General features: G+C 70.9%; 20 protein-coding genes and 1 other RNA gene. All 21 read left to right on the forward strand.

From position 1 onward, the window contains the following. The 21 genes from AB4Z01_RS20215 to murG all read left to right on the forward strand — a co-directional run bounded on the left by AB4Z01_RS20215 (window position 1) and on the right by murG (window position 23,928). On the forward strand, window positions 1-1,038 hold the full coding sequence (locus AB4Z01_RS20215) for an iron ABC transporter substrate-binding protein (RefSeq protein ID WP_441696673.1): 1,038 nt from the start codon (window positions 1-3) through the stop codon (window positions 1,036-1,038). Window positions 1,039-1,212: 174 nt separating this feature from the next. Further along, window positions 1,213-2,217, forward strand: a complete 1,005-nt coding sequence (locus AB4Z01_RS20220) for a FecCD family ABC transporter permease (protein ID WP_441696676.1) — start codon at window positions 1,213-1,215, stop codon at window positions 2,215-2,217. Between the two features lie 133 nt (window positions 2,218-2,350). Next, a complete protein-coding gene (locus tag AB4Z01_RS20225) occupies window positions 2,351-3,139 on the forward strand; it encodes an ABC transporter ATP-binding protein (RefSeq protein WP_441696678.1) in 789 nt (262 codons plus the stop codon). 67 nt (window positions 3,140-3,206) lie between these two features. After that, window positions 3,207-5,000 (forward strand): ABC-F family ATP-binding cassette domain-containing protein, encoded by a 1,794-nt coding sequence (locus tag AB4Z01_RS20230; protein ID WP_441696681.1) that lies wholly within the window; start codon window positions 3,207-3,209, stop codon window positions 4,998-5,000. 136 nt (window positions 5,001-5,136) lie between these two features. Then, the gene (locus tag AB4Z01_RS20235; RefSeq protein ID WP_441696682.1) at window positions 5,137-6,015 is read left to right on the forward strand and encodes a DMT family transporter; all 879 of its coding nucleotides are present in this window, start codon (window positions 5,137-5,139) and stop codon (window positions 6,013-6,015) included. A gap of 167 nt (window positions 6,016-6,182) precedes the next feature. Continuing rightward, window positions 6,183-6,617 (forward strand): TIGR01244 family sulfur transferase, encoded by a 435-nt coding sequence (locus AB4Z01_RS20240; RefSeq protein WP_441696685.1) that lies wholly within the window; start codon window positions 6,183-6,185, stop codon window positions 6,615-6,617. Further along, on the forward strand, window positions 6,617-8,080 hold the full coding sequence (gene pdxR / locus AB4Z01_RS20245; protein WP_441696688.1) for a MocR-like pyridoxine biosynthesis transcription factor PdxR: 1,464 nt from the start codon (window positions 6,617-6,619) through the stop codon (window positions 8,078-8,080). Before AB4Z01_RS20240 ends, pdxR begins: the two co-directional genes overlap by 1 nt. Window positions 8,081-8,170: 90 nt before the next feature. Then, entirely contained in the window at window positions 8,171-8,890 is a 720-nt protein-coding gene (locus tag AB4Z01_RS20250) for a pyridoxamine 5'-phosphate oxidase family protein (RefSeq protein WP_441696691.1), read from the forward strand. Window positions 8,891-8,902: 12 nt separating this feature from the next. After that, window positions 8,903-9,622, forward strand: coding sequence for a GNAT family N-acetyltransferase (locus tag AB4Z01_RS20255; protein WP_441696693.1), 720 nt, complete (start codon window positions 8,903-8,905; stop codon window positions 9,620-9,622). 229 nt (window positions 9,623-9,851) lie between these two features. Next, window positions 9,852-10,259, forward strand: an RNA gene (gene rnpB / locus AB4Z01_RS20260) — RNase P RNA component class A. Window positions 10,260-10,600: 341 nt separating this feature from the next. Continuing rightward, window positions 10,601-11,077: a division/cell wall cluster transcriptional repressor MraZ gene (locus AB4Z01_RS20265; RefSeq protein WP_441696696.1), complete on the forward strand. Its 477-nt coding sequence runs from the start codon at window positions 10,601-10,603 to the stop codon at window positions 11,075-11,077. After that, entirely contained in the window at window positions 11,074-12,048 is a 975-nt protein-coding gene (rsmH, locus tag AB4Z01_RS20270) for a 16S rRNA (cytosine(1402)-N(4))-methyltransferase RsmH (protein WP_441696699.1), read from the forward strand. Before AB4Z01_RS20265 ends, rsmH begins: the two co-directional genes overlap by 4 nt. Further along, window positions 12,045-12,767 (forward strand): cell division protein FtsL, encoded by a 723-nt coding sequence (gene ftsL / locus AB4Z01_RS20275; RefSeq protein WP_441696702.1) that lies wholly within the window; start codon window positions 12,045-12,047, stop codon window positions 12,765-12,767. The genes rsmH and ftsL overlap by 4 nt, the downstream gene beginning before the upstream one ends. Window positions 12,768-12,889: 122 nt before the next feature. Next, window positions 12,890-14,509: a peptidoglycan D,D-transpeptidase FtsI family protein gene (locus AB4Z01_RS20280; protein WP_441696705.1), complete on the forward strand. Its 1,620-nt coding sequence runs from the start codon at window positions 12,890-12,892 to the stop codon at window positions 14,507-14,509. Window positions 14,510-14,512: 3 nt separating this feature from the next. Then, window positions 14,513-16,264, forward strand: a complete 1,752-nt coding sequence (locus tag AB4Z01_RS20285) for a peptidoglycan D,D-transpeptidase FtsI family protein (protein ID WP_441696708.1) — start codon at window positions 14,513-14,515, stop codon at window positions 16,262-16,264. Beyond that, complete coding sequence (locus tag AB4Z01_RS20290) at window positions 16,261-17,706, forward strand: UDP-N-acetylmuramoyl-L-alanyl-D-glutamate--2,6-diaminopimelate ligase (RefSeq protein ID WP_441696711.1); 1,446 nt, start codon at window positions 16,261-16,263, stop codon at window positions 17,704-17,706. The genes AB4Z01_RS20285 and AB4Z01_RS20290 overlap by 4 nt, the downstream gene beginning before the upstream one ends. After that, a complete protein-coding gene (locus AB4Z01_RS20295; protein ID WP_441696714.1) occupies window positions 17,703-19,169 on the forward strand; it encodes a UDP-N-acetylmuramoylalanyl-D-glutamyl-2,6-diaminopimelate--D-alanyl-D-alanine ligase in 1,467 nt (488 codons plus the stop codon). Before AB4Z01_RS20290 ends, AB4Z01_RS20295 begins: the two co-directional genes overlap by 4 nt. A 28-nt stretch (window positions 19,170-19,197) precedes the next feature. Beyond that, complete coding sequence (gene mraY / locus AB4Z01_RS20300) at window positions 19,198-20,283, forward strand: phospho-N-acetylmuramoyl-pentapeptide-transferase (RefSeq protein ID WP_441696716.1); 1,086 nt, start codon at window positions 19,198-19,200, stop codon at window positions 20,281-20,283. A gap of 4 nt (window positions 20,284-20,287) precedes the next feature. Further along, a complete protein-coding gene (gene murD / locus AB4Z01_RS20305) occupies window positions 20,288-21,685 on the forward strand; it encodes a UDP-N-acetylmuramoyl-L-alanine--D-glutamate ligase (RefSeq protein ID WP_441696719.1) in 1,398 nt (465 codons plus the stop codon). Continuing rightward, window positions 21,686-22,807, forward strand: a complete 1,122-nt coding sequence (locus tag AB4Z01_RS20310; RefSeq protein ID WP_429227043.1) for an FtsW/RodA/SpoVE family cell cycle protein — start codon at window positions 21,686-21,688, stop codon at window positions 22,805-22,807. Beyond that, window positions 22,804-23,928 (forward strand): undecaprenyldiphospho-muramoylpentapeptide beta-N-acetylglucosaminyltransferase, encoded by a 1,125-nt coding sequence (murG, locus tag AB4Z01_RS20315; protein ID WP_441696723.1) that lies wholly within the window; start codon window positions 22,804-22,806, stop codon window positions 23,926-23,928. Before AB4Z01_RS20310 ends, murG begins: the two co-directional genes overlap by 4 nt.

Below are 23,928 nucleotides of genomic sequence, written 5' to 3' on the forward strand. Positions count from 1 at the left end.
ATGCTCCGACGCCGCTTCGTCCTGGCCGCCCTGATCGCCGCCCTGGCCCTGGTCACCGCGCAGGCCTGGGCCCGCACCGTCACCGATTCCGCCGGCCGGTCGGTCGACATCCCGGACCATGTCGGCCGGGTCTTCGCCGCCGGCCCGCCGGCCTCGGTGCTGCTGTATATGCTGGCGCCGCAGACCATGACCGGCTGGGTGCGGGCGCCGCGGCCGGAGGACAAGCCGTTCCTGCTGCCCGCGGTGCGCGGCCTGCCGGAGACCGGGCGCCTGACCGGCAAGGGCGACACCGTCAACCTGGAGCAGCTGCTGGCCGCCAAGCCCGATCTGATCCTCGATTTCGGCACCATCAGCGACACCTACAAATCGCTGGCCGACCGGGTGCAGCAGCAGACCGGCATCCCCTATCTGCTGATCGACGGCAGCTTCGGCAACACCCCGGCGGCGCTGCGCCTGCTGGCCGGCATCCTCGGCGTGCCCGAGCGGGGCGAGGCGCTGGCCAAGGCGGCGGAAGAGATCTTCGTCCAGGTCGATACCGTCCTGGCCAAGGTGCCGGCCGACCAACGCCCGAGGGTCTATCTCGCCCGCGGGCCGGAGGGGCTGGAAAGCGGCTCGCGTGGGTCGATCACCACCGAGATCCTCGAGCGGGTCGGCGCCGTCAACGTGGTCGAAGGCCTGCGCGACAAGGGCGGCCTGGTCACCGCCTCGCGCGAGCAGGTGATCGCCTGGGCGCCGGACACCATCGTCGCGCTCGACCGCCGTTTCGCCCAAGGCGCCGCCGCCAGCCTGGACTGGCAGCCGGTGCCGGCGGTCAAGGCCAAGCGCATCTTCCTGTCGCCGGGCCAGCCCTTCGGCTTCGTCGACTTTCCGCCCTCGGTCAACCGGCTGATCGGCCTGACCTGGCTGCTGCACACGCTGTATCCGGAGCAGGCGCCGGGAACCTTGAGCGACCAGGTCCGCGGCTTCTACCACCTGTTCTACCAGGTCGACCTGACCGACGCCGACCTGGCCCGCCTGCTCGACGGCGCCGGGGGCTGAGACCCGACCGACCCATGAAAGGACCGTCATTGCGAGCGCAGCGAAGCAATCCAGGGCAGCAAGAGCGGAGGCATGGATTGCTTCGTCGGCTTCGCCTCCTCGCAATGACGGTTTTTCTGTTGGAACGGATGGAGATGAGTCTGATCGCGGGCTCGTCGGTATGAGGCCCGGTCGGTGCGGACGGCGACGGTTCTCCTGATCCTGGCTGTGCTTCTCTTCGCGACGGCGCTGGTCGCCGCCGGCATCGGCCCGTATCGGATTCCGTCGCAGGAGGTGCTGGCGGCACTGTGGCGCCGGCTGTCCGGCGGGACGATCGACCCGACGGTGCAGACAGTGCTGTTCCGCATCCGCCTGCCGCGGGTGCTGGCGGCGATGCTGGTCGGCGCCGCGCTCTCCGCCGCCGGCGCCGCCTATCAGAGCCTGTTCCGCAACCCGCTGGTGTCGCCGGATATCCTCGGCGTCTCGACCGGGGCCGGCTTCGGCGCGGTGCTCGGCATCCTGCTCGGCCTGCCGGTGGCGGCGATCCAGCTGCTGGGCTTCGGCGCCGGGCTGGTCACGGTGGCCGCGGTCGGCGCCCTGGCCCGCACGCTGCGGGGTGGCGGCGACGTGCTGGTGCTGGTCCTGGCCGGGATCGTGGTCGGCGCTTTGGCCGGCGCCGCCATCTCCCTGGTCAAGGTCCTGGCCGACCCCTACGACCAGCTGCCGGCGATCACCTTCTGGCTGCTCGGCAGCCTGGCCGGGATCAAGGTCGACGACGTGGCGGCGGTGCTGCCGGCGGTGCTGGTCGGCCTCGTGCCTCTGCTGTTGCTGCGCTGGCGCATCGGCGTGCTGTCGCTGGGCGACGACGAGGCGCGGGCGCTGGGCGTCGACGTGCCGCGGCTGCGCCTGCTGGTGATCGTCGCGGCGACGCTGGTCACCGCCGCTGTCGTGGCGATCTCCGGCGTCATCGGCTGGGTTGGGCTGATGGTGCCGCATATGGCGCGCCTGCTGGTCGGGCCGCGCTTCGACCGGCTGCTGCCGGCGGCGATCCTGCTGGGCGCCGCCTTCATGCTGGCGATCGACACGCTGGCCCGCTCCGCCGCCGAGATCGAGATCCCGCTCGGCGTCCTGACCGCCGCGGTCGGCGGCCCGATCTTCGTCTGGCTGCTGGCGCATGGCCGGCGGAGGCGGCTGCCATGATCCAGTGGCTGCTCGATAGCGCATTGCCTTTCCCGCCTGCGCTGCGGCTGGCCTACGAACAGATTGCCTCTCCCGCTTGCGGGAGAGGTCGGACAGAATCCCGCACGCCTTTCCCTCGACGAGCACCTCGGCCATGACCGCCCTCTCCGCCGAAGGCCTCACCATCGGCTATGGCGCCACGACCGTCGCCTCCGGCATCGACCTGGCGCTGGAGGCCGGCACGGTCACCTGCCTGCTCGGCCCGAACGGGGTCGGCAAGACCACGCTGTTCAAGACCCTGCTCGGGTTGATCCCGCCGCTGGCCGGCACCGTCCGGGTCGGCGGCGAGGCGCTGGCGCGGCTGCGGCCGGCGGCGGTCGCCCGCCGCGTCGCCTATGTGCCGCAGGCCTATCCCGGCGATTTCGCCTACACCGTGCTCGACCTCGTGGTGATGGGGCGGACGGCGGCGCTCGGCGCCTTCGCCACGCCCGGCCAGGCCGATCTCGACATCGCCCTGCGGGCGCTCGACGCCCTCGACATCGCCGGCCTGGCGGAACGGGATTCGACCCGGATCTCCGGCGGCCAGCGGCAGCTGGCGCTGATCGCCCGTGCCCTGGCCCAGCAGGCCGGCGTGGTGGTGATGGACGAGCCGACGGCCAGCCTCGACCTCGGCAACCGCCTGCGGGTGCTGGACCGGATCCGGGCCCTGGCCGCCGACGGGCTGGCGGTGCTGGTCTCGACCCATGAGCCCGAGCACGCCTTCGCCGTCGCCGACCGGGTCGCCGTCCTCGGCGCCGGCAGCGGCTTCGAGACCGGGCCGGTCGACACGGTGCTGACGCCGGACCGGCTGACCCGGCTCTATGGCGTGCCGCTCATGGTCGAGCGCACGCCCACGGGCCGTCGGGTGGTAAGTCCGGTGGTCGGGCCGGTCGGGCAGGCATGAGGAATCCGGGGCTGGTCAAGCCCGGCCAGAGTTGCGACAAGGGCGGCCTCTCTCGGATCCTTGGTGCATGACCCTCCTGCTCGGCCTCCGCAACGCCGCCGTCACCTTCGGCGGCGACCCCCTCTGGACCGGCGTCGACCTGGCGCTCTCGGCCGGCGACAAGGCCTGCCTGGTCGGCCGCAACGGCAGCGGCAAGTCGACCATCCTGAAGGCGCTGGCCGGGACGATCGACCTCGACGGCGGCGAGCGCTTCGTCCAGCCCGGCATCCGCATCGCCTATCTGGCGCAGGAGCCGGACCTGACCGTCCATGCCACCGTGGCCGATTACGTCGCCTCCGCTCTGCCCGCCGACCGCGCCCACGACCATTGGCGGGTCGAGCAGGTGCTGGCCGCGATCAAGCTCGACGGCGACCGGTCGACCGACACCCTGTCGGGCGGGGAAGGGCGGCGCGCCGCCATCGCCCATGCCGTGGTCGGCCAGCCCGACGTGCTGCTGCTGGACGAGCCGACCAACCATCTCGACCTGCCGACCATCGAATGGCTGGAGAACGAGCTCAAGGCCTGGCGCGGCGCGCTGCTGCTGATCAGCCACGACCGTGCCTTCCTGAACGCGCTGACCCAGCGCAGCTGGTGGATCGACCGCGGCGTGCTGCGGCAGATGGACAAGCCCTTCGCCGAGTTCGACGAATGGAGCGAGACCATCCTGGCGCAGGAGGAGGCGGAGCGGGCGCGGCTCGACAAGCGGATCGCCTCCGAGACCACCTGGTCGCGCCAGGGCATCAGCGCCCGGCGCAAGCGCAACCAGGGCCGCCTGCGCAACCTCTATGCGATGCGGGCCGAACGCCGGTCCCAGATCGACCGCCAGGGCGTCGCGGCGCTCGGCATCGCCGAGGCCGGCCGGGGTGCGGTCCGCGTGATCGAGGCCGAGCATGTGTCCAAGGCCTATGGCGACACCGTCATCGTCCGCGACTTCTCCACCCGGGTGGCGCGCGGCGACCGGATCGGCGTGATCGGCCCGAACGGCGCCGGCAAGTCGTCCCTGGTCAAGGTGCTGACCGGGGCCGAGCGGCCGGATTCCGGGACGGTCCGGCTGGGGCCGGGGGTGGAGCCCGCCTATTACGACCAGACCCGCGTCGCGCTCGACCCCGAGACCACGCTGCGCGACGTGCTGCTGCCGCATGGCGGCGACCATGTCCAGGTCGGCGACCAGAAGCGGCACATCGCGTCGTACCTCGCCGACTTCCTGTTCGATTCCTCGCGGATGTTCAGCCCGGTGAAGAGCCTGTCGGGCGGCGAGCGCGGCCGGCTGCTGCTGGCCAAGCTGTTCGCCCGGCCCAGCAACCTCTTGATCCTGGATGAACCGACCAACGACCTGGACCTGGAGACGCTGGACCTGCTGGAGGAGGTGCTGGCGGATTTCCAGGGCACGCTGATCCTGGTCAGCCACGACCGCGACTTCCTCGACCGGCTGGTGACCTCGGTGATCGCGGTCGAAGGCCAGGGCCAAGTGACAGAGTATGTCGGCGGCTACACCGACTATCTGCGCCAGCGCCCGGCGGTGCAGGCTGCTGCCCCCGCCGCGCGCTCCGCCCCGGCGGCGAAGCCCGCGGCGCCGAAGCCGCGCACCAAGCTCAGCTTCAAGGACCAGCGCGAGCTCGACCTGCTGCCTGGCCGGCTCGAGGCGCTGACCGCCGAGATCGCCCGGCTCGGCGACGCGCTGCACGACCCCGGCCTCTACGCCCGCGACCCGGACGGCTTCGCCAAGAAATCTGCCCGGCTCGCCGCGGCCGAGGCGGAGCGGGAGGCGGCGGAGGAGCGCTGGCTCGAGCTCGCGTCCCTGGCGGAGGAGCTCGGCGCCTGATGGCGGCATCCTTTCGGACTTCGCGATTTCCCCCACGCGTCATTCCCGCGAAAGCGGGAATCTCTGTCCGATCGGAACGCCACGAGATCCCCGCTTTCGCGGGGATGACGGAAAAAATGGGCGGAGGGACGTCGCGATGATGCGGCCGGTCGACCTGCTGCTCACCCTCGGCGTCATGCTGATCTGGGGCTACAACTTCGTCATCGCCAAATACGGCCTCGCGGAGCTGCCGCCGCTCTTGTTCATGGCGCTGCGCTTCGGCCTGGTGGCGCTGCTGCTGGTGCCCTTCGTGCGGATGCCGCGCGGGCGTTGGCGCGACGTGCTGATCCTGGCGGTGATGCTGGGGCTGACCCATTTCTCGCTGATGTTCACCGGGCTGGCGCATGTCGATGCCGCGGTGGCGGCGATCGTCATCCAGGTGCAGGTGCCGGCCTCGGCCTTCCTGGCGATGCTGCTGTTCGGCGACCGGATCGGCTGGCGCCGCGCGCTCGGCATGGCGGTGGCGATCGGCGGCGTCGCCATCCTGGCCGGCGAGCCGCGCCACGGTTCGGCCCTGTGGGCGATCGGGCTGATCGTGATGGCGGCGATCGTCTGGGCCGGCGCCAACATCCAGATGAAGCGGATGACGGATCTCGACCCCTCCACCATCAATGGCTGGATGTCGCTGTTCGCCGCGCCGATGCTGCTCTGCGCCTCGCTGCTGATCGAGAACGGCCAGTGGCAGGCGGTGACCCGGGCCAGCGGATGGGCATGGATGGCGGTGGCCTTCCAGGCGGTGATCGTGGTGATCTTCTCCTACGCCATCTGGTACCGGCTGCTGCGCACCTATTCCGTCAACCAGACCATGCCCTATACCCTGCTGGTGCCGGTGTTCGGTGTGCTGTCGGGCGTGCTGTTCCTGGGCGAGCCGGCCAGTTGGTCGCTGTTGCTCGGCGGCATCGCCACGCTGATCGGCGTCGGCATCATCATCCTGCGCCGGCCCAAGGCGGTCGAAGCCCAGGCGCAGGTCACGTGAGATAAGGCGCGTTTTTCGTGGCGCTTCTCCTTTTTTGTCATTGCCGGGCTTGACCCGGCAATCCAGAGGGCCTCGACATCTTCTGGATGCCCGGGTCGAGCCCGGGCATGACAGAGGAGGGGTGGGCGCCCGTCGTCGAACCTTTGCAAACCGTTGAGAGGATCTTGATGGCCAAGCTGACGGAGATCGCGCCCGGCCTGTTTGCGGCGGCGCAGGTGGATCGCGCGGCGATCGCGGAGATCGCGGCCTCGGGCGCGAAGACCCTGGTCAACAACCGGCCGGACGGCGAGGAGCCGGGCCAGCTGCCGGCCGAGCAGGCGCGGGTGGAGGCCGAGCGGCTGGGCCTGACCTATATCCACATCCCGGTCACCTCCTCCTCGATCGCGCCGGGCGATGTCGAGGCGATGCAGCAGGCCCTCGCGTCGGCGCCGAAGCCGGTGGTGATGCATTGCCGCAGCGGCACCCGCTCGACCCTGCTCTGGGCCGCGGGCGAGGTGCTGGCCGGCCGCGGCGACGCCGGCGCGCTGGTCGCCGAGGCGGCGGAAAAGGGCTTCCAGATCGCCTCCCTGCCCGACCTGGTGGCCCGGCTGCGYCAGGGCTGATGCCCGTGGCGGGCCGGCAGCCGGTCAAGGACCGCCCGGTCTCCTGGATCGACCTGATCGATCTCGGGCTCGACCCGGAGGACAGCCGGCCGCTGTTCCAGCAGCTGCACCTGGCGCTGCGCGACCTGATCGCGCGCCGGGTGGTGCCGGCCGGCACGCGGCTGCCGGCGACCCGGATCCTGGCCGGCCGGCTCGGCGTGTCGCGCACCACCGTGGTCGCCGCCTACGACCAGCTGCAGGCCGAGGGCGTGGTCGCCGGCCGGGTCGGCGCCGGCACCTATGTCGCCGCCGGGATCGAGGCGGAAGGGAAGCCGGCCGCGCCGACCGAACGTCCCGGTCGGGTTGCGGCAGCGCGGGAGAGCTGGCGCGGCGAGACCGTTCCCTTCGCCACCGGCTTCTGCGGCATGCATCCCGCCACCGAGCGCGCCTGGGGCCGGCTGGTGCAGCGCCATCTGCGCGGCATCGGCGTGCGCCAGCGCACCTATGGCGACCCGATGGGGCACCGTCCGCTGCGCGAGGCGCTGGCCGAGTACCTCCGGGTGTCGCGCTCCGTCGCCTGCGATGCCGACCGCATCGCCATCGTCTCGGGCAGCCAGCAGGGGCTGGACCTGGTGCTGAGCGCCGTGGCGCAGTCCGGCGATCCGGCCTGGATCGAGGACCCGTGCTACCCGGCGGCGCTGGCGTGCCTGCGCCAGCACAGGCTCAAGATCGTCCCGGTGCCGGTCGACGATCAGGGGCTGGACGTCGCCGCCGGCCTGGCGCTGGAGCCCGGGGCGCGGCTGCTGTACTGCACCCCGACGCACCATTATCCGCTCGGCGTGGCGATGAGCCTGCCGCGGCGGCTGGCGCTGCTCGACTGGGCGCGCGACGGGCGCTGGGTGATCGAGGACGATTACGACAGCGAGTTCCGCTTCTCCGGCCGGCCGCTCTCGGCCCTGCAGGGCTTGGACCGGCACGGCCGCGTCATCTATCTCGGCACCCTCAGCAAGGTGCTGTTCCCGGGGCTGCGCGTCGGTTACGTGGTGCTGCCGCCGGAGCTGGTCGACCGCTTCGCCGGCATCCGCAACGCCGCCGACCGTTTCCCGTCGACCATCCTCGACGACGTGCTGGTCGACTTCATCAACGAGGGCCACTTCACCCGCCACATCCGCCGCATGCGCCAGGAATATGCCGAGCGGCGCGAGCGGCTGACCGCGGCACTGGCAGCGGAGGCCGGCGGCGACCTGACCGTCGCCCCGATCGACCGCGGCATGTATCTCGTCGCCGACCTGCGGCCGGGGCTGGACGATGTCGCGGTGGCCGAGGCGGCGCGCCGGCGTGGCCTGGTGGTCCGCCCGCTGTCGCCGATGCACATCGCGGCGCCGCCGCGCCGGGCGCTGATCCTCGGCTTCACCGGCTTCCCGCCCCAGGCCCTCGACGCTGCCGCCCGCACCCTCGGTGCGGTGCTGCGCGGCTTCCGCTAGGGATTGGTCGGGCCGGTCATCCGGAATTGGACCTTTCCAGTTGCGTGTGAAAGCGTCATCGAGAAGGCCAATGCCGTTCCGAGGATCGCCATGAATGAGATCGTCCCCTCCGCCCGCGCCAGGCTGAAGCGTTTGGCCAAGCGCGGCGCCTATGACCGCGCCACGGTCCACGCCGTGCTCGACGCCAGCGTGGTCTGCCACGTCGCCTATGTCCTCGACGGCCAGCCCTACTGCACCCCGACCGCCTATTGGCGCGACGGCGACCGGCTGTACTGGCACGGCTCCTCGGTCAGCCGGATGCTGCAGGGGCAGGGCGTGGGCCTGCCGGTCTGCCTGACCGCCACCCATATCGACGGGCTGGTGCTGGCCCGCTCCGGCTTCAACTGCTCGATGAACTACCGCGCGGTGATGGTGTTCGGCACCGCCACGAAGGTCGAGGACGAGGCGCACAAGCTCGAGGCGCTCGACGCCTATGTCGAGCGGCTGTTCCCCGGCCGGGTGGCGGAGATGCGGCGCCCGACGGTGAAGGAGGTGCGGGCCACCACGCTGATCGCGATGGAGATCGAGGAGGCCAGCGTGAAGATCCGCAGCGGCCCGCCGCATGACGATGAGGACGACCTGGCCGCCGGCGTCTGGGCCGGGGTGATCCCGATCGCCGAGACCATCGGCGCGCTGCAGCCCTGCCCGCTGCTGCCGGCCGGCATCGCCCCCGGCGCCGGCACCGAGCCCTATGCGCCCGGCCGGGGCTTCGACGACATCCTGCGGGCCAATATCGGTGGCGGCATGGCCCCGGCCGAGGCCGGCGAGTAAGATGGAGGCGACATGACCACCGAACTGACCAATGCCCTGGGCCAGCCGATCGGCGCCCCCATTCCCGGCTGGGAAAAGCGGCCGCTGCCGCCGCGCACGCCGATGGAGGGCCGAATTTGCCGGCTCGAGCCGCTCGACCCGGCCCGCCACGCCGAGGAGCTGTTCGAGGCGATGGGCCGCGACCAGGACGGCCGCAACTGGACCTATCTCGCCATCGGCCCCTTCGCCGAGTTCGCGGATTTCCGCGCCTGGCTGGACAAGATGGCGGCGGGCAGCGACCCGCTGTTCCACACCGTGATCGACCGCGCCACCGGCCGGGCGGTCGGCGTCGCCTCCTATCTCCGCATCGACCCGGCGAACGGGGTGATCGAGGTCGGGCACATCCATTTCTCGCCGCTGCTGCAGCGCACGCCGATGGCGACCGAGGCGATGTTCCTGATGATGCGGCGGGTGTTCGACGAGCTCGGCTACCGCCGCTACGAATGGAAATGCGACAGCCGGAACGCGCCGTCGCGCGCCGCGGCCGCCCGTCTCGGCTTCCAGTATGAGGGGCTGTTCCGCCAGGCCCTGGTCTACAAGGGCCGCAACCGCGACACCGCCTGGTTCTCGATCATCGACGGCGAATGGCCGCGGCTGCGTGCCGCCTTCGAGCGCTGGCTCGCCCCTGCGAATTTCGACGCCGAGGGCCGGCAGCGGGAGAGCCTGTCGGACCTGACCAAGACGGCAGAATAGAAGGGGCCGTCCGTCCGCATCCTTTCCACGCCTCACCGTCATTGCGAGGAGGCGTAGCCGACGAAGCAATCCAGGGGCCGTTACGAGCGGCCCTGGATTGCTTCGCTGCGCTCGCAATGACAGATATGGAAGGCTCCGGGGTCCCGGACTGATCCTCTCGTCACCAATCTGTCATGGGACGGCATGGGCCGCCTTGCGGTCCGGCCGCCGGCTGCCTATACCAACGCCGGCAGATGGCCGGATGGCCGCTCTGCCGGGTTTCGGCCCGGCGGGGAGGAAAGTCCGGGCTCCACGGAAATACGGTGCCGGGTAACGCCCGGCGGGGGCGACCCTAGGGAAAGTGCCACAGAAAGCAAACCGCCCGGCTCCGGCCGGGTAAGGGTGAAAGGGTGCGGTAAGAGCGCACCGCGAGGCCGGCAACGGTCGCGGCACGGTAAACCCCACCGGGAGCAAGACCGAATAGGGGCGGGGCGGCTCATGGGCAACCATGGGCCGACAGGCGTTTCCGCCTGCCGCCCGGGTTGGTCGCGCGAGGCGACGGGCGACCGTCGTCCCAGAGGAATGGCCATCCCCCGGCCCGCCGTCCGCAAGGATACGGGGCTGGGGACAGAACCCGGCTTACAGGCCATCTGCCGCTTCTTCCCAAGCTTCGCCGCCGAGCGGCCGGACAGCGTCCGGGCCGCATTTTCGTGTCTCGAGATGAGAACAAAAGAAAAACGATCCCAAGATCAGAGTCGAAAGAAGCACTCCAACTTCGATTTTGTTCCGACGACAGTCCTGAAGTCCCGTCAAAACGGCCAAAAAGCCACGGATCAAAGAGAATCCATTGATTTCCCATGATTTGACCCGCCCGTCCCATTGCGTTCCAGGCTTGCCCATGATATCCCATGAACTCCCATCGGATGGGGTCGATCGTCCACTTCCGGGGTGTGGGCGACGGGGGTGTTGAGGCGGCGGGGCACGCCGCTGGGGGGATGGATGGCTCGGTTCACGGGCACCTACGTCAACAAGGTCGACAGGAAGGGGCGGGTCAGCGTGCCCGCTCCCTTCCGCGCGACCTTGGAGGCGCTGGGCGCCCCGATCGTGAACCTGAAGCCCTCCCCCGACCGCCAGGCCCTGGACGGGGTCACCGAAGGCTACATGGACGAGGTCCAGCGCCGGCTCGACGCGATGGACCTGTACTCGCCGGAGCGCGAGGCCCTGGAAATCCGCGAATTCTCCGAGACGCAGCAGCTGCAGATGGATCCGGAGGGGCGGATCATCCTGCCGCGCCACATGCTGGATCTGGCGGGCATCACCGAGAGCGTCGCCTTCATGGGCATGGGCAGCCGCTTCCAGATCTGGGAGCCGGAAGCGCTGAAGGCGCATCAGCAGGCCCGGCTGGCGGCGTCGCGCGACATGACGCTGGCGCGGGCTGGAGGCAATGGGGCCGGCGCCAATGGGGGTGCCGTATGAGCGGCGTCCACATCCCGGTCCTGCTGAACGAGATCGTGGCGGCGGTGGCGCCGCGCGACGGCGACCTGATCGTCGACGGCACCTTCGGCCGTGGCGGCTATGCCCGCGGCCTGCTGGCCGCCGCCGACTGCCGGGTGGTCGGCATCGACCGCGACCCCGAGGCGGTGGCGGAGGGGCGCCGGCTGGAGGCCGAGCAGCCGGGCCGGTTCCGCATCGTCGAGGGCCGCTTCGGCGCCATGGACGCGCTGGTCGGCGAGCAGGCGGACGGGGTGGTGCTGGATCTCGGCGTGTCCTCGCCGCAGCTCGACGACCCGGCGCGCGGCTTCTCCTTCCGCGCCGACGGCCCGCTCGACATGCGCATGGGACGGGATGGGCGGAGCGCCGCCGATGTCGTCAACGCCATGGCCGAGGACGACCTCGCCAACGTGATCTACGATTTCGGCGAGGAGCGCCTGTCGCGCCGCGTCGCCCGCGCCATCGTCGCGGCCCGCAAGGAGGCGCGGATCGAGCGGACGCTGCAGCTCGCTGAGATCGTCCGCCGGGTGGTGCCGCGGTCGAAGGACGGCATCGATCCGGCGACGCGCACCTTCCAGGCGCTGCGCCTGTGGGTGAATGAGGAACTGACGGAACTCGACCACGGCTTGAGCGGGGCCGAACGACTGCTTCGGCCCGGGGGACGGCTCGCCGTGGTCACTTTCCACAGCCTGGAGGATCGTCGCGTCAAGCGCTTCCTGGCGGAGCGCAGCGGCGCCGGCGGCGGCGTGTCGCGCCATGTCGCGGCGCCCGGCGGCGAGACCCGGGTGCCGAGCTTCCGCCTGGCGGCCAAGCGGTCGGTCACGGCGGGCGAGACGGAGACCCGCAGCAACCCGCGCGCCCGGTCGGCGCGGCTGCGGGCGGCGATCCGGAGCGAGGCTCCGGCCTGGCCGCCGGTTGGTCAGGGCGGCGGGGAGAGGGGGAGGGTGGCAGCATGATCCGCGTCGGCACGATGATCTGGCTCGGCCTCATCGGGGCGTCGAGCGCGTTCCTGTTCAAGACCAGCTACGAGGTGCAGGCGCTGGAAGGCGATCTGCGCGGCATCAACCGGTCGATCCTGCGGGAACAGGATTCGATCCGGGTGATGCATGCCGAATGGGCGTTCCTGAACCAGCCGTCGCGCTTGCAGGCGCTGACGGACCAGTTTACGAAGCTGCGCCCGATCGCGCCGACGCAGATGGTCGCCAGCGCGGCGGATCTCCCGATGCCGCTGCCGTCGCTCGACGGCGAGCCGATGGCGCCGCCGGCGTCGCTGGTCGCCCAGGTCGATGCGCTGCCCAGCTTCGGGCCCGTGCCCCTGCCTGGCCACCGGCCCGGCGAGGGCGGACTCCTCCTTGCCGCGGCCGCGCCGATGCCCGTCCAGATCCCAGCCGCCTTGCCCCAGCCGGCCGCCGCCCCGGCCCAGCCGGTCGTTGCGCCGGTCCAGGTCGCCGCCGTCGAGGTCCGGCCGGCGCCGGTGGTGGCCCCCGTTTCGGCCGCGCCCGTCGCAAGGGTCGCGACCGCCGACGTCCCGATCCGGCCGGTGGTGGTGCCGCGCCGGCCGACCGCGCCGCTGGAGGCCGTGGCCCAGGCCCTGTCCCCGACCCGGGCCGCCGCATCGGATGATCCGATCGGTGCCCTGCTCTCCGGCCTCGAGGCGCCGCGGGGAATTCGATGACGGCTGACGCGCTGGACGGAACCCGAACCTCACCGCGGCAGACTGAGCCGGCCTTTCGGCCGGCTCAACGGCTTTCCGCGGCCATCGAGACGGGCCGCCAGCGCATCGTCATCAGCGCCCTCGTGTTCAGTGTCACCTTCGGCGCCATCGGCCTCAAGCTGGTCGACCTGATGGCCTTCGGCAGCGATGCCGACAGCGCCCTCGCCACCCATGCCCTGCCCGCCGCCGTGCCGGCCGCAGACCGGGCCGATCTGCGCGACCGCAACGGGCTGATCGTCGCCACCACGCTGCCGTCGATGTCGCTCTACGCCGACCCGAAGCTGGTGCTGGACCCGATCGAGGCCTCGCTGCGCCTGTCGAAGGTGCTGCCCGATCTCGATCAGGCCAAGCTGCTGGCCGACCTGTCGTCGGAGCGCCGCTTCGTCTGGCTGAAGCGGGGGCTGACCCCGACCCAGCAATACGAGGTCAATCGCCTCGGCATCCCGGGCCTGGCTTTCCAGAACGAGGAACGCCGCTACTATCCGACCGGCAACCTGACGTCGCATGTCGTCGGCTTCACCAATATCGACGCCCAGGGCATCGCCGGGCTGGAGAAGAGCCTCGACGACCGCCTGCAGAACGGCGAGTCGGTGGCGCTGTCGATCGACCTGCGGCTGCAGGAGATGGTGCGCGACGAGCTGAAGGCCACCATCGACACGTTCCACGCCCAGGGCGGCAATGCCCTGATCATGGACGTCAACACCGGCGAAGTCCTGGCGATGGTCTCGCTGCCGGACTTCAACCCCTACGAGCCGGGCGGCCCCGCTGAGGAGTCGATGTTCAACCGGAACACGCTCGGCGTGTACGAGCCCGGTTCGACGTTCAAGATCTTCAACACGGCGATGGCGCTGGAAAGCGGCACCTCCACCCTGACCAGCCTGTATGATGAAAGCCCGATCCATGTCGGGCGCTTCACCATCCACAATTTCCGCGGCGACCCCGAGTCGGGGATGCTCAGCGTCTACGAGATCTTCCGGCTGTCGCTCAACACCGGCTCGGTGCACATGGAGGAGGCGGCGGGCGTCGACCGGCAGAAGGAGTTCCTGACCCGGTTCGGCTTGACCAGGCCGGCCCCGGTCGACCTGCCCGAGGTCGGCGCGCCGATGGTGCCGCATCCGTGGAGCAAGATCAGCGGCATGACCATCGCCTACGGCCACGGCATGGCGGTGTCGCCGCTGTCGCTGGTCACCGCGGTCAGCGCCATCGTCAATGGCGGCATCCTGCATCCGCCGACCCTGTTCAAGCGCGACTCGTCGCAGCCGGTGCCGGGCAAGCGCGTGATCTCGGCCGACCTGTCGCGGACGATGCGGATGCTGATGCGGGCCGTTGTTACCGGCGGCACGGCGACCAAGGCCGAAGTGCCGGGCTACTTCGTCGGCGGCAAGACCGGCACCGCCGACAAGGCGGCGCGCGGCGGCTACAACCGGCGGGCCCGGGTGACCGATTTCGTCGGCGTGTTTCCGATCTACGATCCGAAATACATCGTCATGACCATGCTGGACGACCCGCAGCCGATCAAGGGCACCTACGGCTTCGCCAGCGCCGGCTGGAACTCGGCGCCGCTGGGCGGCCGCATCATCGCCCGGATGGGACCGATGCTGGGGGTCGAGCCGAAGAACCCGAAGGACCCGGCGATCCTGCAGATGCTGGCGCCGCCGGCCAATGCGGTACTCGCCAACGTCTCGGGCGGGAACGAGGACTGAGCGATGGCCATCGCCTCCGACCTCCCCCTCGCGCATCCCGGCTCCCGGACCATCCAGGCCGAGGCCGGCCGACCGGGCCGCACCCTGGCCGCGGCGATCGAAACCGGCCGCCAGCGCGTGGTCGTCACCGCGCTGGTCTTCGGCATGGCCTTCGCCGGCATCGGCACCGGGCTGGTCCGGCTGATGGCCTTTGCCGACACCGGCGAGGGCGCGCCGGTCGCCATGGCCGGCTCCGCCAGCGACCGGGCCGATCTGCGTGACCGCAACGGGCTGATCCTGGCCACCACCCTGCCGTCGATGTCGCTCTACGCCGACCCGAAGCTGGTGATCGACCCGATCGAGGCGTCGCTGAAGCTGAGCAAGGCGCTGCCGGATCTGAACCGCGACAAGCTGCTGGCCGACCTGTCGTCGGACCGGCGCTTCGTCTGGCTGAAGCGCGGCCTGACCCCGGCCCAGCAATACGAGATCAATCGCCTCGGCATCCCCGGCCTGGCCTTCCAGAACGAGGAGCGCCGCTACTATCCGTCCGGCGGGCTGACGTCGCATGTCGTCGGCTTCACCAACATCGACGCCCAAGGCATCGCCGGGCTGGAGAAGAGCCTCGACGACCGCCTGCGGAACGGCGAGTCGGTGGCCCTGTCGATCGACCTGCGGCTGCAGGAGATGGTGCGGAACGAGCTGCAGGCCACCATCGCCAAGTTCAAGGCGACGGCCGGCAACGTGGTCATCATGGACGTCAAGACCGGCGAGATCCTGTCCATGGTCTCGCTGCCGGACTTCAACCCCTACGAGCCGACCGCCGCGTCGGATGACGCCCTGTTCAACCGGAACACGCTCGGCGTGTACGAGATGGGCTCCACCTTCAAGATCTTTAACACCGCGCTGGCGCTGGAAAGCGGCACCTCGACGCTGCAGACCACCTATGAGCAGAGCCCGATCCGGATCGGCCGCTTCACCATCCGCAACTTCCGGGCCGAGCCGCAGTCCGGGCGGTGGAGCGTCTACGAGATCTTCCGGCAATCGATGAACACCGGCTCGGTGCACATGTTCGAGGCGGCCGGGCTCCAGCGGCAGAAGGAGTTCCTGGGCCGGCTCGGCCTGACCAGGCCCTCGCCGCTCGAGCTGCCGGAGGTCGGGGCGCCGATGGTGCCGCAGCCCTGGACCCAGGTCAGCGGCATGACCATCGCCTACGGTCACGGCATGGCGGTCACGCCGGTCCAGCTGGTCAGCGCGGTCGCCGCCGTGGTCAATGGCGGCACCCTTCATCCGCCGACGCTGTTCAAGCACGACCCGTCCCGGCCGGTGCCGGGAACGCGGGTGATGTCGCCCGAGCTGTCGCGGATCATGCGGGCATTGATGCGCGTCGTGGTCGTCAGCGGCACCGCGACCAAGGCGGAGGTGCCCGGCTATTTCGTCGGCGCCAAGACCGGCTCGGCCAACAAGGCGGTGCGCGGCGGCTACAACCGCAAGGCCGGCGTGACCGATTTCGTCGGCATCTTCCCGGCCTATGATCCGAAATACATCGTCATGACCATGCTGGAGGATGCCCAGGCGATCGAAGGCACGTACGGCTACAACACCGCGGGCTGGAATGCGGCGCCGCTGGGCGGCCGCATCATCGCCCGCATGGGGCCGATGATGGGAATCGAGCCGAAGGATCCCAACGATCCAACGATCCTGCGGGAGCTGGCGGTGGATCCGGCCGGCCGCGCTGCCCCGCAGGTCGCGGCGGCCGTGGAGGAGGAAGAGGGATGAGCGCCTCGACCTTGCCCGCCGGGCTGAAGGGGCTGACCGCCGATTCCCGCGCGGTCCGGTCCGGGTTCCTGTTCGCGGCCCTGCCCGGCGCGCGCGCCGACGGCCGCGCCTTCATCGCCGATGCGCTGACCGCCGGCGCCGCGGCCATCCTGGCGCCCGAGGGCACGGCGCTGCCGCCCGGCGCCACCGCCACGCTGATCACCGATCGGAACCCGCGGCAGCGCCTGGCGCTGATGGCGGCGGCGTTCTACGGCCGGCAGCCGGCCACCATCGCCGCGGTCACCGGCACCAGCGGCAAGACCTCGACCGTCAACTTCGCCCGCCAACTCTGGATCCTTTTGGGCCACCAGGCGGCCAGCCTGGGCACGCTGGGGGTGATGGCGCCGGGGCGCGAGCGCTACGGTTCGCTGACCACGCCGGACCCGGTGGCGCTGCATGCCGAGCTGGCCGATCTGGCCGCGGCCGGGGTGACCAAGCTGGCCATGGAGGCGTCGTCGCACGGCCTCGACCAGTTCCGGCTTGACGGGGTGCGGGTGACGCTGGCGGCCTTCACCAACTTCACCCAGGACCATCTCGACTACCACGCCACCATGGAAGCCTATCTGGCGGCCAAGGCGCGGCTGTTCGACCAGGTGCTGCAGCCCGGCGGCACCGCCGTGATCAATGCCGACGTGCCGGAGGCGGCGGGCCTCGTCGCCCGCACCCGCGCCGCCGGCCGCACCGCCCTGACCCTGGGCCGCGCCGGCCAGGAGTTCCGGCTGGACCGCGCGGAGCCGCTGCCGCACGGCATCGACCTGCGCTTCACCGCCGGCGGCAGGACGTATCGGACGGAGCTGCCGCTGGTCGGCGGTTTCCAGGCCTACAACGTGCTGACCGCGCTGGCCCTGGTGGTGGCCGACGGCGCCGACATCGACACCGCCGCCGGCCTGCTGGAGCAGCTCAAGGGCATCCCCGGCCGGGTCGAGCTGGTGGCCAGCCACCCGAACGGCGCCCCGGTCTATGTCGACTACTCGCACAAGCCGGGGGCGCTGGAGACGGTGCTGAATGCCCTGCGCCCGCACACCCGTGGCGCGCTGGTCGTGGTGTTCGGCTGCGGCGGCGACCGCGACCGCGCCAAGCGCCCGCTGATGGGCGAGATCGCGGCGCGCCTGGCCGACCGCGTGATCGTCACCGACGACAACCCGCGCAGCGAGAACCCGGCCGAGATCCGCCGCCAGGTGCTGGCCGGCTGCCCCGGCGCCGACGAGATCGGCGACCGGGCCGAGGCCATCCGCGCCGCGGTAGAGGGGCTTGGCCCCGGTGATGTCCTGGTGGTGGCCGGAAAGGGCCATGAGACCGGCCAGATTATCGGCGATGACGTACGCCCGTTCGATGATGCGGAGCAGGCGCGCGCAGCCGTGACCGAAGTGAAGAGCGATCCGCGATGGAGACGAACGCCATGACCAATCCTGCGCTCTGGCCGGCCGCGGAGGCGGCCGCCGCAACCAATGGGATGCAGGTCGGCGAGTGGGCGGCGACCGGCGTTTCGATCGACAGCCGCTCGGTCGTTGCGGGCGACCTGTTCGTGGCGCTGCGCGGGCCGAACTTCGACGGCCACGACTACGTCAAGGACGCCCTGGCCAAGGGCGCCGCTGCGGTCATGGTCGACCGGGTGCCGCAGGGCGTGCCGCATGACGCGCCGCTGCTGGTGGTCGACGACACCCTGGACGGGCTGACCGACCTGGCCCGCTTCGCCCGCATGCGCAGCGAGGCGCGGGTCGTCGGCGTCACCGGCTCGGTCGGCAAGACCAGCACCAAGGAGGCGCTGAAGCTGGCCCTGTCGGCCACCGCGCCGGCCTATGCCTCGCAGGGCAACCTGAACAACCAGTGGGGCGCGCCGCTCAGCCTGTCGCGGATGCCGGAGCAGGTCGCCTACGGCGTGTTCGAGCTGGGCATGAACCATGCCGGCGAGATCGCGCCGCTGTCGCGACTGGTCGAGCCGGACGTCGCCATCATCACCAATGTCGAGGCGGTGCACGCCGCCCATTTCGACTCGGTCGACGGCATCGCCGACGCCAAGGCCGAGATCTTCCGCGGCATGGGGCCGGAGAGCACGGCGATCCTGAACCGCGACAACCCGTACTTCCCGCGGCTGGTCGCCCATGCCCGGACCCAGGGCGTCGGCCGGATCTGGAGCTTCGGCGAGCATGCCGAGGCCGACGCCCGGCTGGTCGACTGCTCGCTGCACACCGCCGCCAGCGCGGTCAACGCCGTGATCCTGGGCGAGCCGCTGCGCTACACCCTGTCGGCCCCGGGCAAGCACTGGGTGTTGAACAGCCTGTCGGTGCTGCTGGCCGCCAAGGCGATGGGGGCGAACATCGCCGGCGCCGCCCGCGCCATGGGCCGGATCACGCCGCTGCGCGGCCGCGGTGCCCGCGTCACCATCGAGCTGCAGCGCGGCGGCCAGGCCRGCAAGCTGGTGCTGATCGACGAGAGCTACAACGCCAGCCCGGTCTCGGTCGCCGCCAGCCTGGCCGTGCTGGGCGGGGTCGACAGCGGCCCGGACGGCCGCCGCATCGCCGTGCTCGGCGACATGCTCGAGCTCGGGGCCGACGCGCCGGCCCTGCATGCGGGGCTGAAGCAGCACATCCTGGCCAACGACATCGACCTCGTCTTCACCTGCGGCCCGGACATGAAGCAGCTGCACGACGCGCTGCCGGAAGGCCGGCGCGGCGCCCATGCGGCCGACAGCGCCGCCCTGGCGCCGATCCTGGCCGACGCGGTGCGCCCGGGCGACTGCGTCATGGTCAAGGGCTCGCTCGGCAGCCGCATGGCCGTGCTGGTCGAGGCGCTGGAACATCTGCACGTGGCGCGCGAGAACCGGGCTCCCCAGGCCTCGCCCAAGCGCGTCGCCAACGGCCYTTGACCAACGGCCTCTGAAAGGAACGGTCCCGGTGCTTCCGGCCCTCTTCGCCCCGCTCGCCGACCAGGCCCTGGTCTTCAACCTGTTCCGGTACCTGACGTTCCGGACCGGGGCCGCGGTGATGACGGCGCTCGTCATCGCCTTCCTGATTGGCCCGGCGATGATCCGGTGGCTGAAGTCGCGGCAGGGCGCGGGCCAGCCGATCCGCGAGGACGGGCCGGAGGGGCATTTCAAGAAGCGCGGCACGCCGACCATGGGCGGGCTGATGATCCTGATCGCGATCGTGGTCTCGACCCTGCTCTGGGCCGATCTGCGCAACGCCTTCGTCTGGATCGTGCTGCTGGTCACGGTCGGCTTCGGCCTGGTCGGCTTCGGCGACGATTATCTGAAGTTGACCAAGCGCAACCCCAAGGGCCTGTCCGGCAGGCTGAAGCTGGTGGTGCAGGGGGCGATCGCCCTGGTCGCCGTGTTCTGGTACCTGCAGGTGACGCCGGAGGTGCGCGAGACCGCGGTCGCGATCCCGTTCCTCAAGGATGTCATGGTCGAGCTCGGCCTCCTGTTCTTCCCTTTCGCCATGCTGGTCATGGTCGGCGCCTCGAACGCGGTCAACCTGACCGACGGGCTCGACGGCCTCGCCACCATGCCGGTGATCATTGCCGCCACCTGCTTCGGCCTGATCGCATATCTCGCCGGCAACGCGGTCTTCGCCGGATATCTGCAGATCCACCACGCCCCGGGCGCCGGCGAGCTGGCGGTATTCTGCGGCGCCCTGATCGGCGGCGCGCTCGGCTTCCTCTGGTTCAACGCGCCCCCGGCCATGGTGTTCATGGGCGACACCGGCTCGCTGTCGATGGGCGGCGCGCTCGGCGCCATCGCCATGATCACCAAGCATGAGCTGGTGCTGGCGATCATCGGCGGCCTGTTCGTGCTCGAGGCGGTGTCGGTGATCGTCCAGGTCGCCAGCTTCAAGCTGACCGGCAAGCGGGTGTTCCGCATGGCGCCGCTGCACCACCACTACGAGAAGAAGGGCTGGGCCGAGCCGACCATCGTGATCCGGTTCTGGATCATCGCCGTGATCCTGGCCCTGATCGGCCTGTCCAGCCTGAAGCTGAGGTGATCGGATGATCGACCTCTCGCATCTCCAGGGTCGCAGCGTCGCCGTCCTCGGCCTCGGCAAGTCGGGCACCGCCGCGATCCGGGCGCTGAAGGCGGCAGGGGTCGAGGTCGCGGCCTGGGACGACAAGGTCGCCGGCCGCTCCTTCGCCGAGCGCGAGGGCGTGCCGGTGCGCGACTTCGCGGCCGAGGGCATGGCCGGCATCGACCTGGTGATGCTCAGCCCCGGCATCCCGCGCACCCATCCGCGGCCGCATCCGGCGGTGGCGCGGGCGCTCGAGGCCGGCAGCCGGCTGGTCGGGGACATCGACCTGCTGGCCGAGGCACGGCCGGAGGCCGGCTTCCTCGGCGTCACCGGCACCAACGGCAAATCGACCACCACGGCGCTGCTGCAGCATGTGTTCGAGGCGGCGGGCATCGATTCCGAGGCCGGCGGCAATCTCGGCCCCGCCGCGCTCGGCCTGCGCCCGGTGGCCCCCGGCGGCTGGTACGTGCTCGAGGTCTCGTCCTACCAGCTCGAGACCATCACCGAGGTGCCGTGGTCGATCGGCGTCTTCATCAACATCACCCCCGATCATCTCGACCGCTATGCCGACATGGCCGGCTACGTTGCCGCCAAGACCCGGCTGCTCAACGGCATCCGCCCGGGCGGCACCGCGGTGATCGGGGTCGACGACGACTATTCCCGCGCGGTGTTCGCGAAGACCAAAGCGCGGCCGGAGATCCGGGTGATCCCGATCTCGGCCGAGCGCACGGTCGAGGGCGGCGTGTTCGTCCGCGACTTCGTGCTGTACGACGCCACCGAAGGCGCGGCCCGCGCGGTGCTCGACCTGCGCCAGGCGCCGGCCCTGCCGGGCGCCCATAACGGCCAGAACGCCGCCTGCGTCTGGGCCGCCGCGCGCGCTGCCGGGGTCGCCGAGGACGTGCTGGCCGCGGCGATCCGCACCTTCCCGGGCCTGGCCCATCGCCAGCAGCTGGTCGGCACCATCGCCGGCATCCGCTTCGTCAACGACAGCAAGGGCACCAACCCGGACGCGGCGGCCAAGGCGCTCGGCTCCTACGAAACCATCTACTGGATCGCCGGCGGCCGGCCGAAGGAGGGCGGGCTGGAGGCGGTCGACCCCTACCTGCCGCGCGTCGCCCAGGCCTTCCTGATCGGCGAGGGCACGCCGAAATTCGCCGCGCATCTCGACGGCAAGGTCCCGTATCAGCGCTCGACCGATCTCGACGCCGCGATCGAGGCCGCCTACCGCGCCGCCGTGGCCGATGGTGCAACCGGCGCCGTGGTGCTGCTGTCGCCGGCCTGCGCCTCCTTCGACCAGTTCGCCAATTTCGAGGCGCGCGGCGAGGCCTTCGCCGCCTCCGTCAAGGGCCTGCAGGTCCGGGTTGAGAGAGGGGAGCTGTAGATGGTGACCCTGGATCGCGCCGACAGCTCGGTCATCGGCCGCTGGTGGTGGACCGTCGACCGCTGGATGCTGCTGCTGCTCGGCATCATCATGGGCATCGGCTCGATCCTGATCCTGGCCGCCAGCCCGGCCGTGGCCCAGCGCATCAATCTCGGCGAGTTCTACTTCATCGAACGCCATCTGATGATGCTGCTGCCGGCCATCGTGCTGACCTTCATGGTCTCGCTGATGAGCCCGGGGGCGATCCGGCGCACCGCGGCGATCGTGCTGCTGCTGTCGATGCTCGGGGTCTTCGCCACGCTGTTCGTCGGGGTCGAGATCAAGGGCGCGACCCGCTGGATCCAGCTGCCCGGCCTGTCGCTGCAGCCTTCGGAGTTCGTCAAGCCGGCCTTCGCCGTGGCCGCCGCCTGGCTGTTCGCGCAGCAGAAGACCCGGCCGGGCTTCCCCGGCTACATCGCCTCCACCGTGCTCTACGGCCTGATCGCCTTCCTGCTGCTGTCGCAGCCGGATCTCGGCATGACCGTGGTGGTCACCGCGGTGTGGTTCATCCAGTTCTTCATCGCCGGCCTGCCGATGTTCCTGGTGATCGGGCTGATCGGCCTGGGCACCGGCGGCCTGGTCGGCTCCTACTTCCTGTTCGAGCATGTGCGCAGCCGCATCGACCGCTTCCTCGACCCGTCGACCGGCGACAACTACCAGGTCGACCGGGCGCTCGAGGCCTTCACCAATGGCGGCCTGTTCGGCACCGGCCCGGGCGAGGGCTCGGTCAAGCTGTACCTGCCGGACGCCCATGCCGACTTCATCTTCGCCGTCGGCGGCGAGGAGTTCGGCCTGTTCTTCTGCCTGCTGCTGGTGGCGCTGTTCGCCTTCATCGTGGTGCGCGGCCTGTCGCGGGTGATGAACGAGACCAACCTGTTCATCATGCTGGCGGTGGTCGGGCTGGTCACCCAGTTCGGGCTGCAGGCCGCGATCAACATGGCCTCGACCCTGCACCTGATCCCGACCAAGGGCATGACCCTGCCCTTCGTCTCCTATGGCGGCTCGTCCCTGATCGCGCTGGGCTACGGCATGGGCATGGTGCTGGCGCTGACCCGGCGGCATGCCGGAAGCGGGATCCGGTGAAGGATGCCCGTCCGATCCTGCTGGCCGCAGGCGGCACCGGCGGCCACGTCTTCCCGGCGGAGGCGCTGGCGCGGACGCTGATCGCCCGCGGCCACAGCGTGCGCCTGGCGACCGATCCGCGCGGCCGCGCCTTCGGCGACCGGCTGCCCGAGGTTCCGGTCGACGCCGTCCGCTCCGCCACCGTGGCGCCGGGGCTGGTCGGCAAGCTCAAGACCGCGACCTTGCTCGGCCTCGGCTATCTCGATGCCCGCGGCGTGCTGCGCCGGCACCGGCCGGCCGCCGTGGTCGGCTTCGGCGGCTATCCCTCGGCGCCGACCGTGCTGGCCGCATCGCGCGCCGGCATCCCGGTGCTGCTGCACGAGCAGAACGCCCTCCTAGGCCGGGTCAATCGCTGGCTGGCCGGCCGCGCCGCCGCCATCGCCACCGGCTTCCCGCTGCAGGGAACGGCAGAAAATCGGCGAGTCGAGGTCACCGGCAATCCGGTCCGCCCGGCCATCGCCGCCAGATCCGGCGCGCCCTATCCGGCGCCGACGGAGCAGGGCGGGCTGACCCTGCTGGTGCTCGGCGGCAGCCAGGGCGCGCGGGTGTTCAGCGAGCTGATCCCGGCCGCGGTGGCGCTGCTGCCGGAGGCGCTGCGGACCCGCCTTTCGATCGTGCAGCAGTCCAGGCCCGAGGACATCGAGGCGTGCCGCGGCCGCTACGCCGCGATCGGCGCCGACGCGACGCTGTCGACCTTTTTCGACGACGTGCCGGAGCGGCTGGCCGCGGCCCAGCTGGTGATCTGCCGGTCCGGCGCGTCGACCGTCGCAGAGCTCGGCGTCATAGGCCGCCCCGCCATTCTGGTGCCCTATCCCTTCGCCATGGACGACCACCAGACGGCCAATGCCAAGGCCGTCGCGGCCTCCGGCGGAGGGTGGCTGATGCCGCAGTCGGAGCTCACTCCGGAAGTGCTGGCATCGCGTCTCGAACACCTGTACACCCGCCCCTCCGTTCTGGTGGAAGCAGCCGGCGCCGCGCGCGCCGCAGCCCATCCGGATGCCGCCGACCGACTCGCCGATCTCGTCCTCGCCCTTGCCGGGCAGGAGGCGGGCGCTCGCGCGTCGGCCGCTACTGGAGCCTGA

The organism is Inquilinus sp. YAF38 (genome assembly GCF_052113205.1).
Taxonomy (GTDB): domain Bacteria; phylum Pseudomonadota; class Alphaproteobacteria; order DSM-16000; family Inquilinaceae; genus Inquilinus.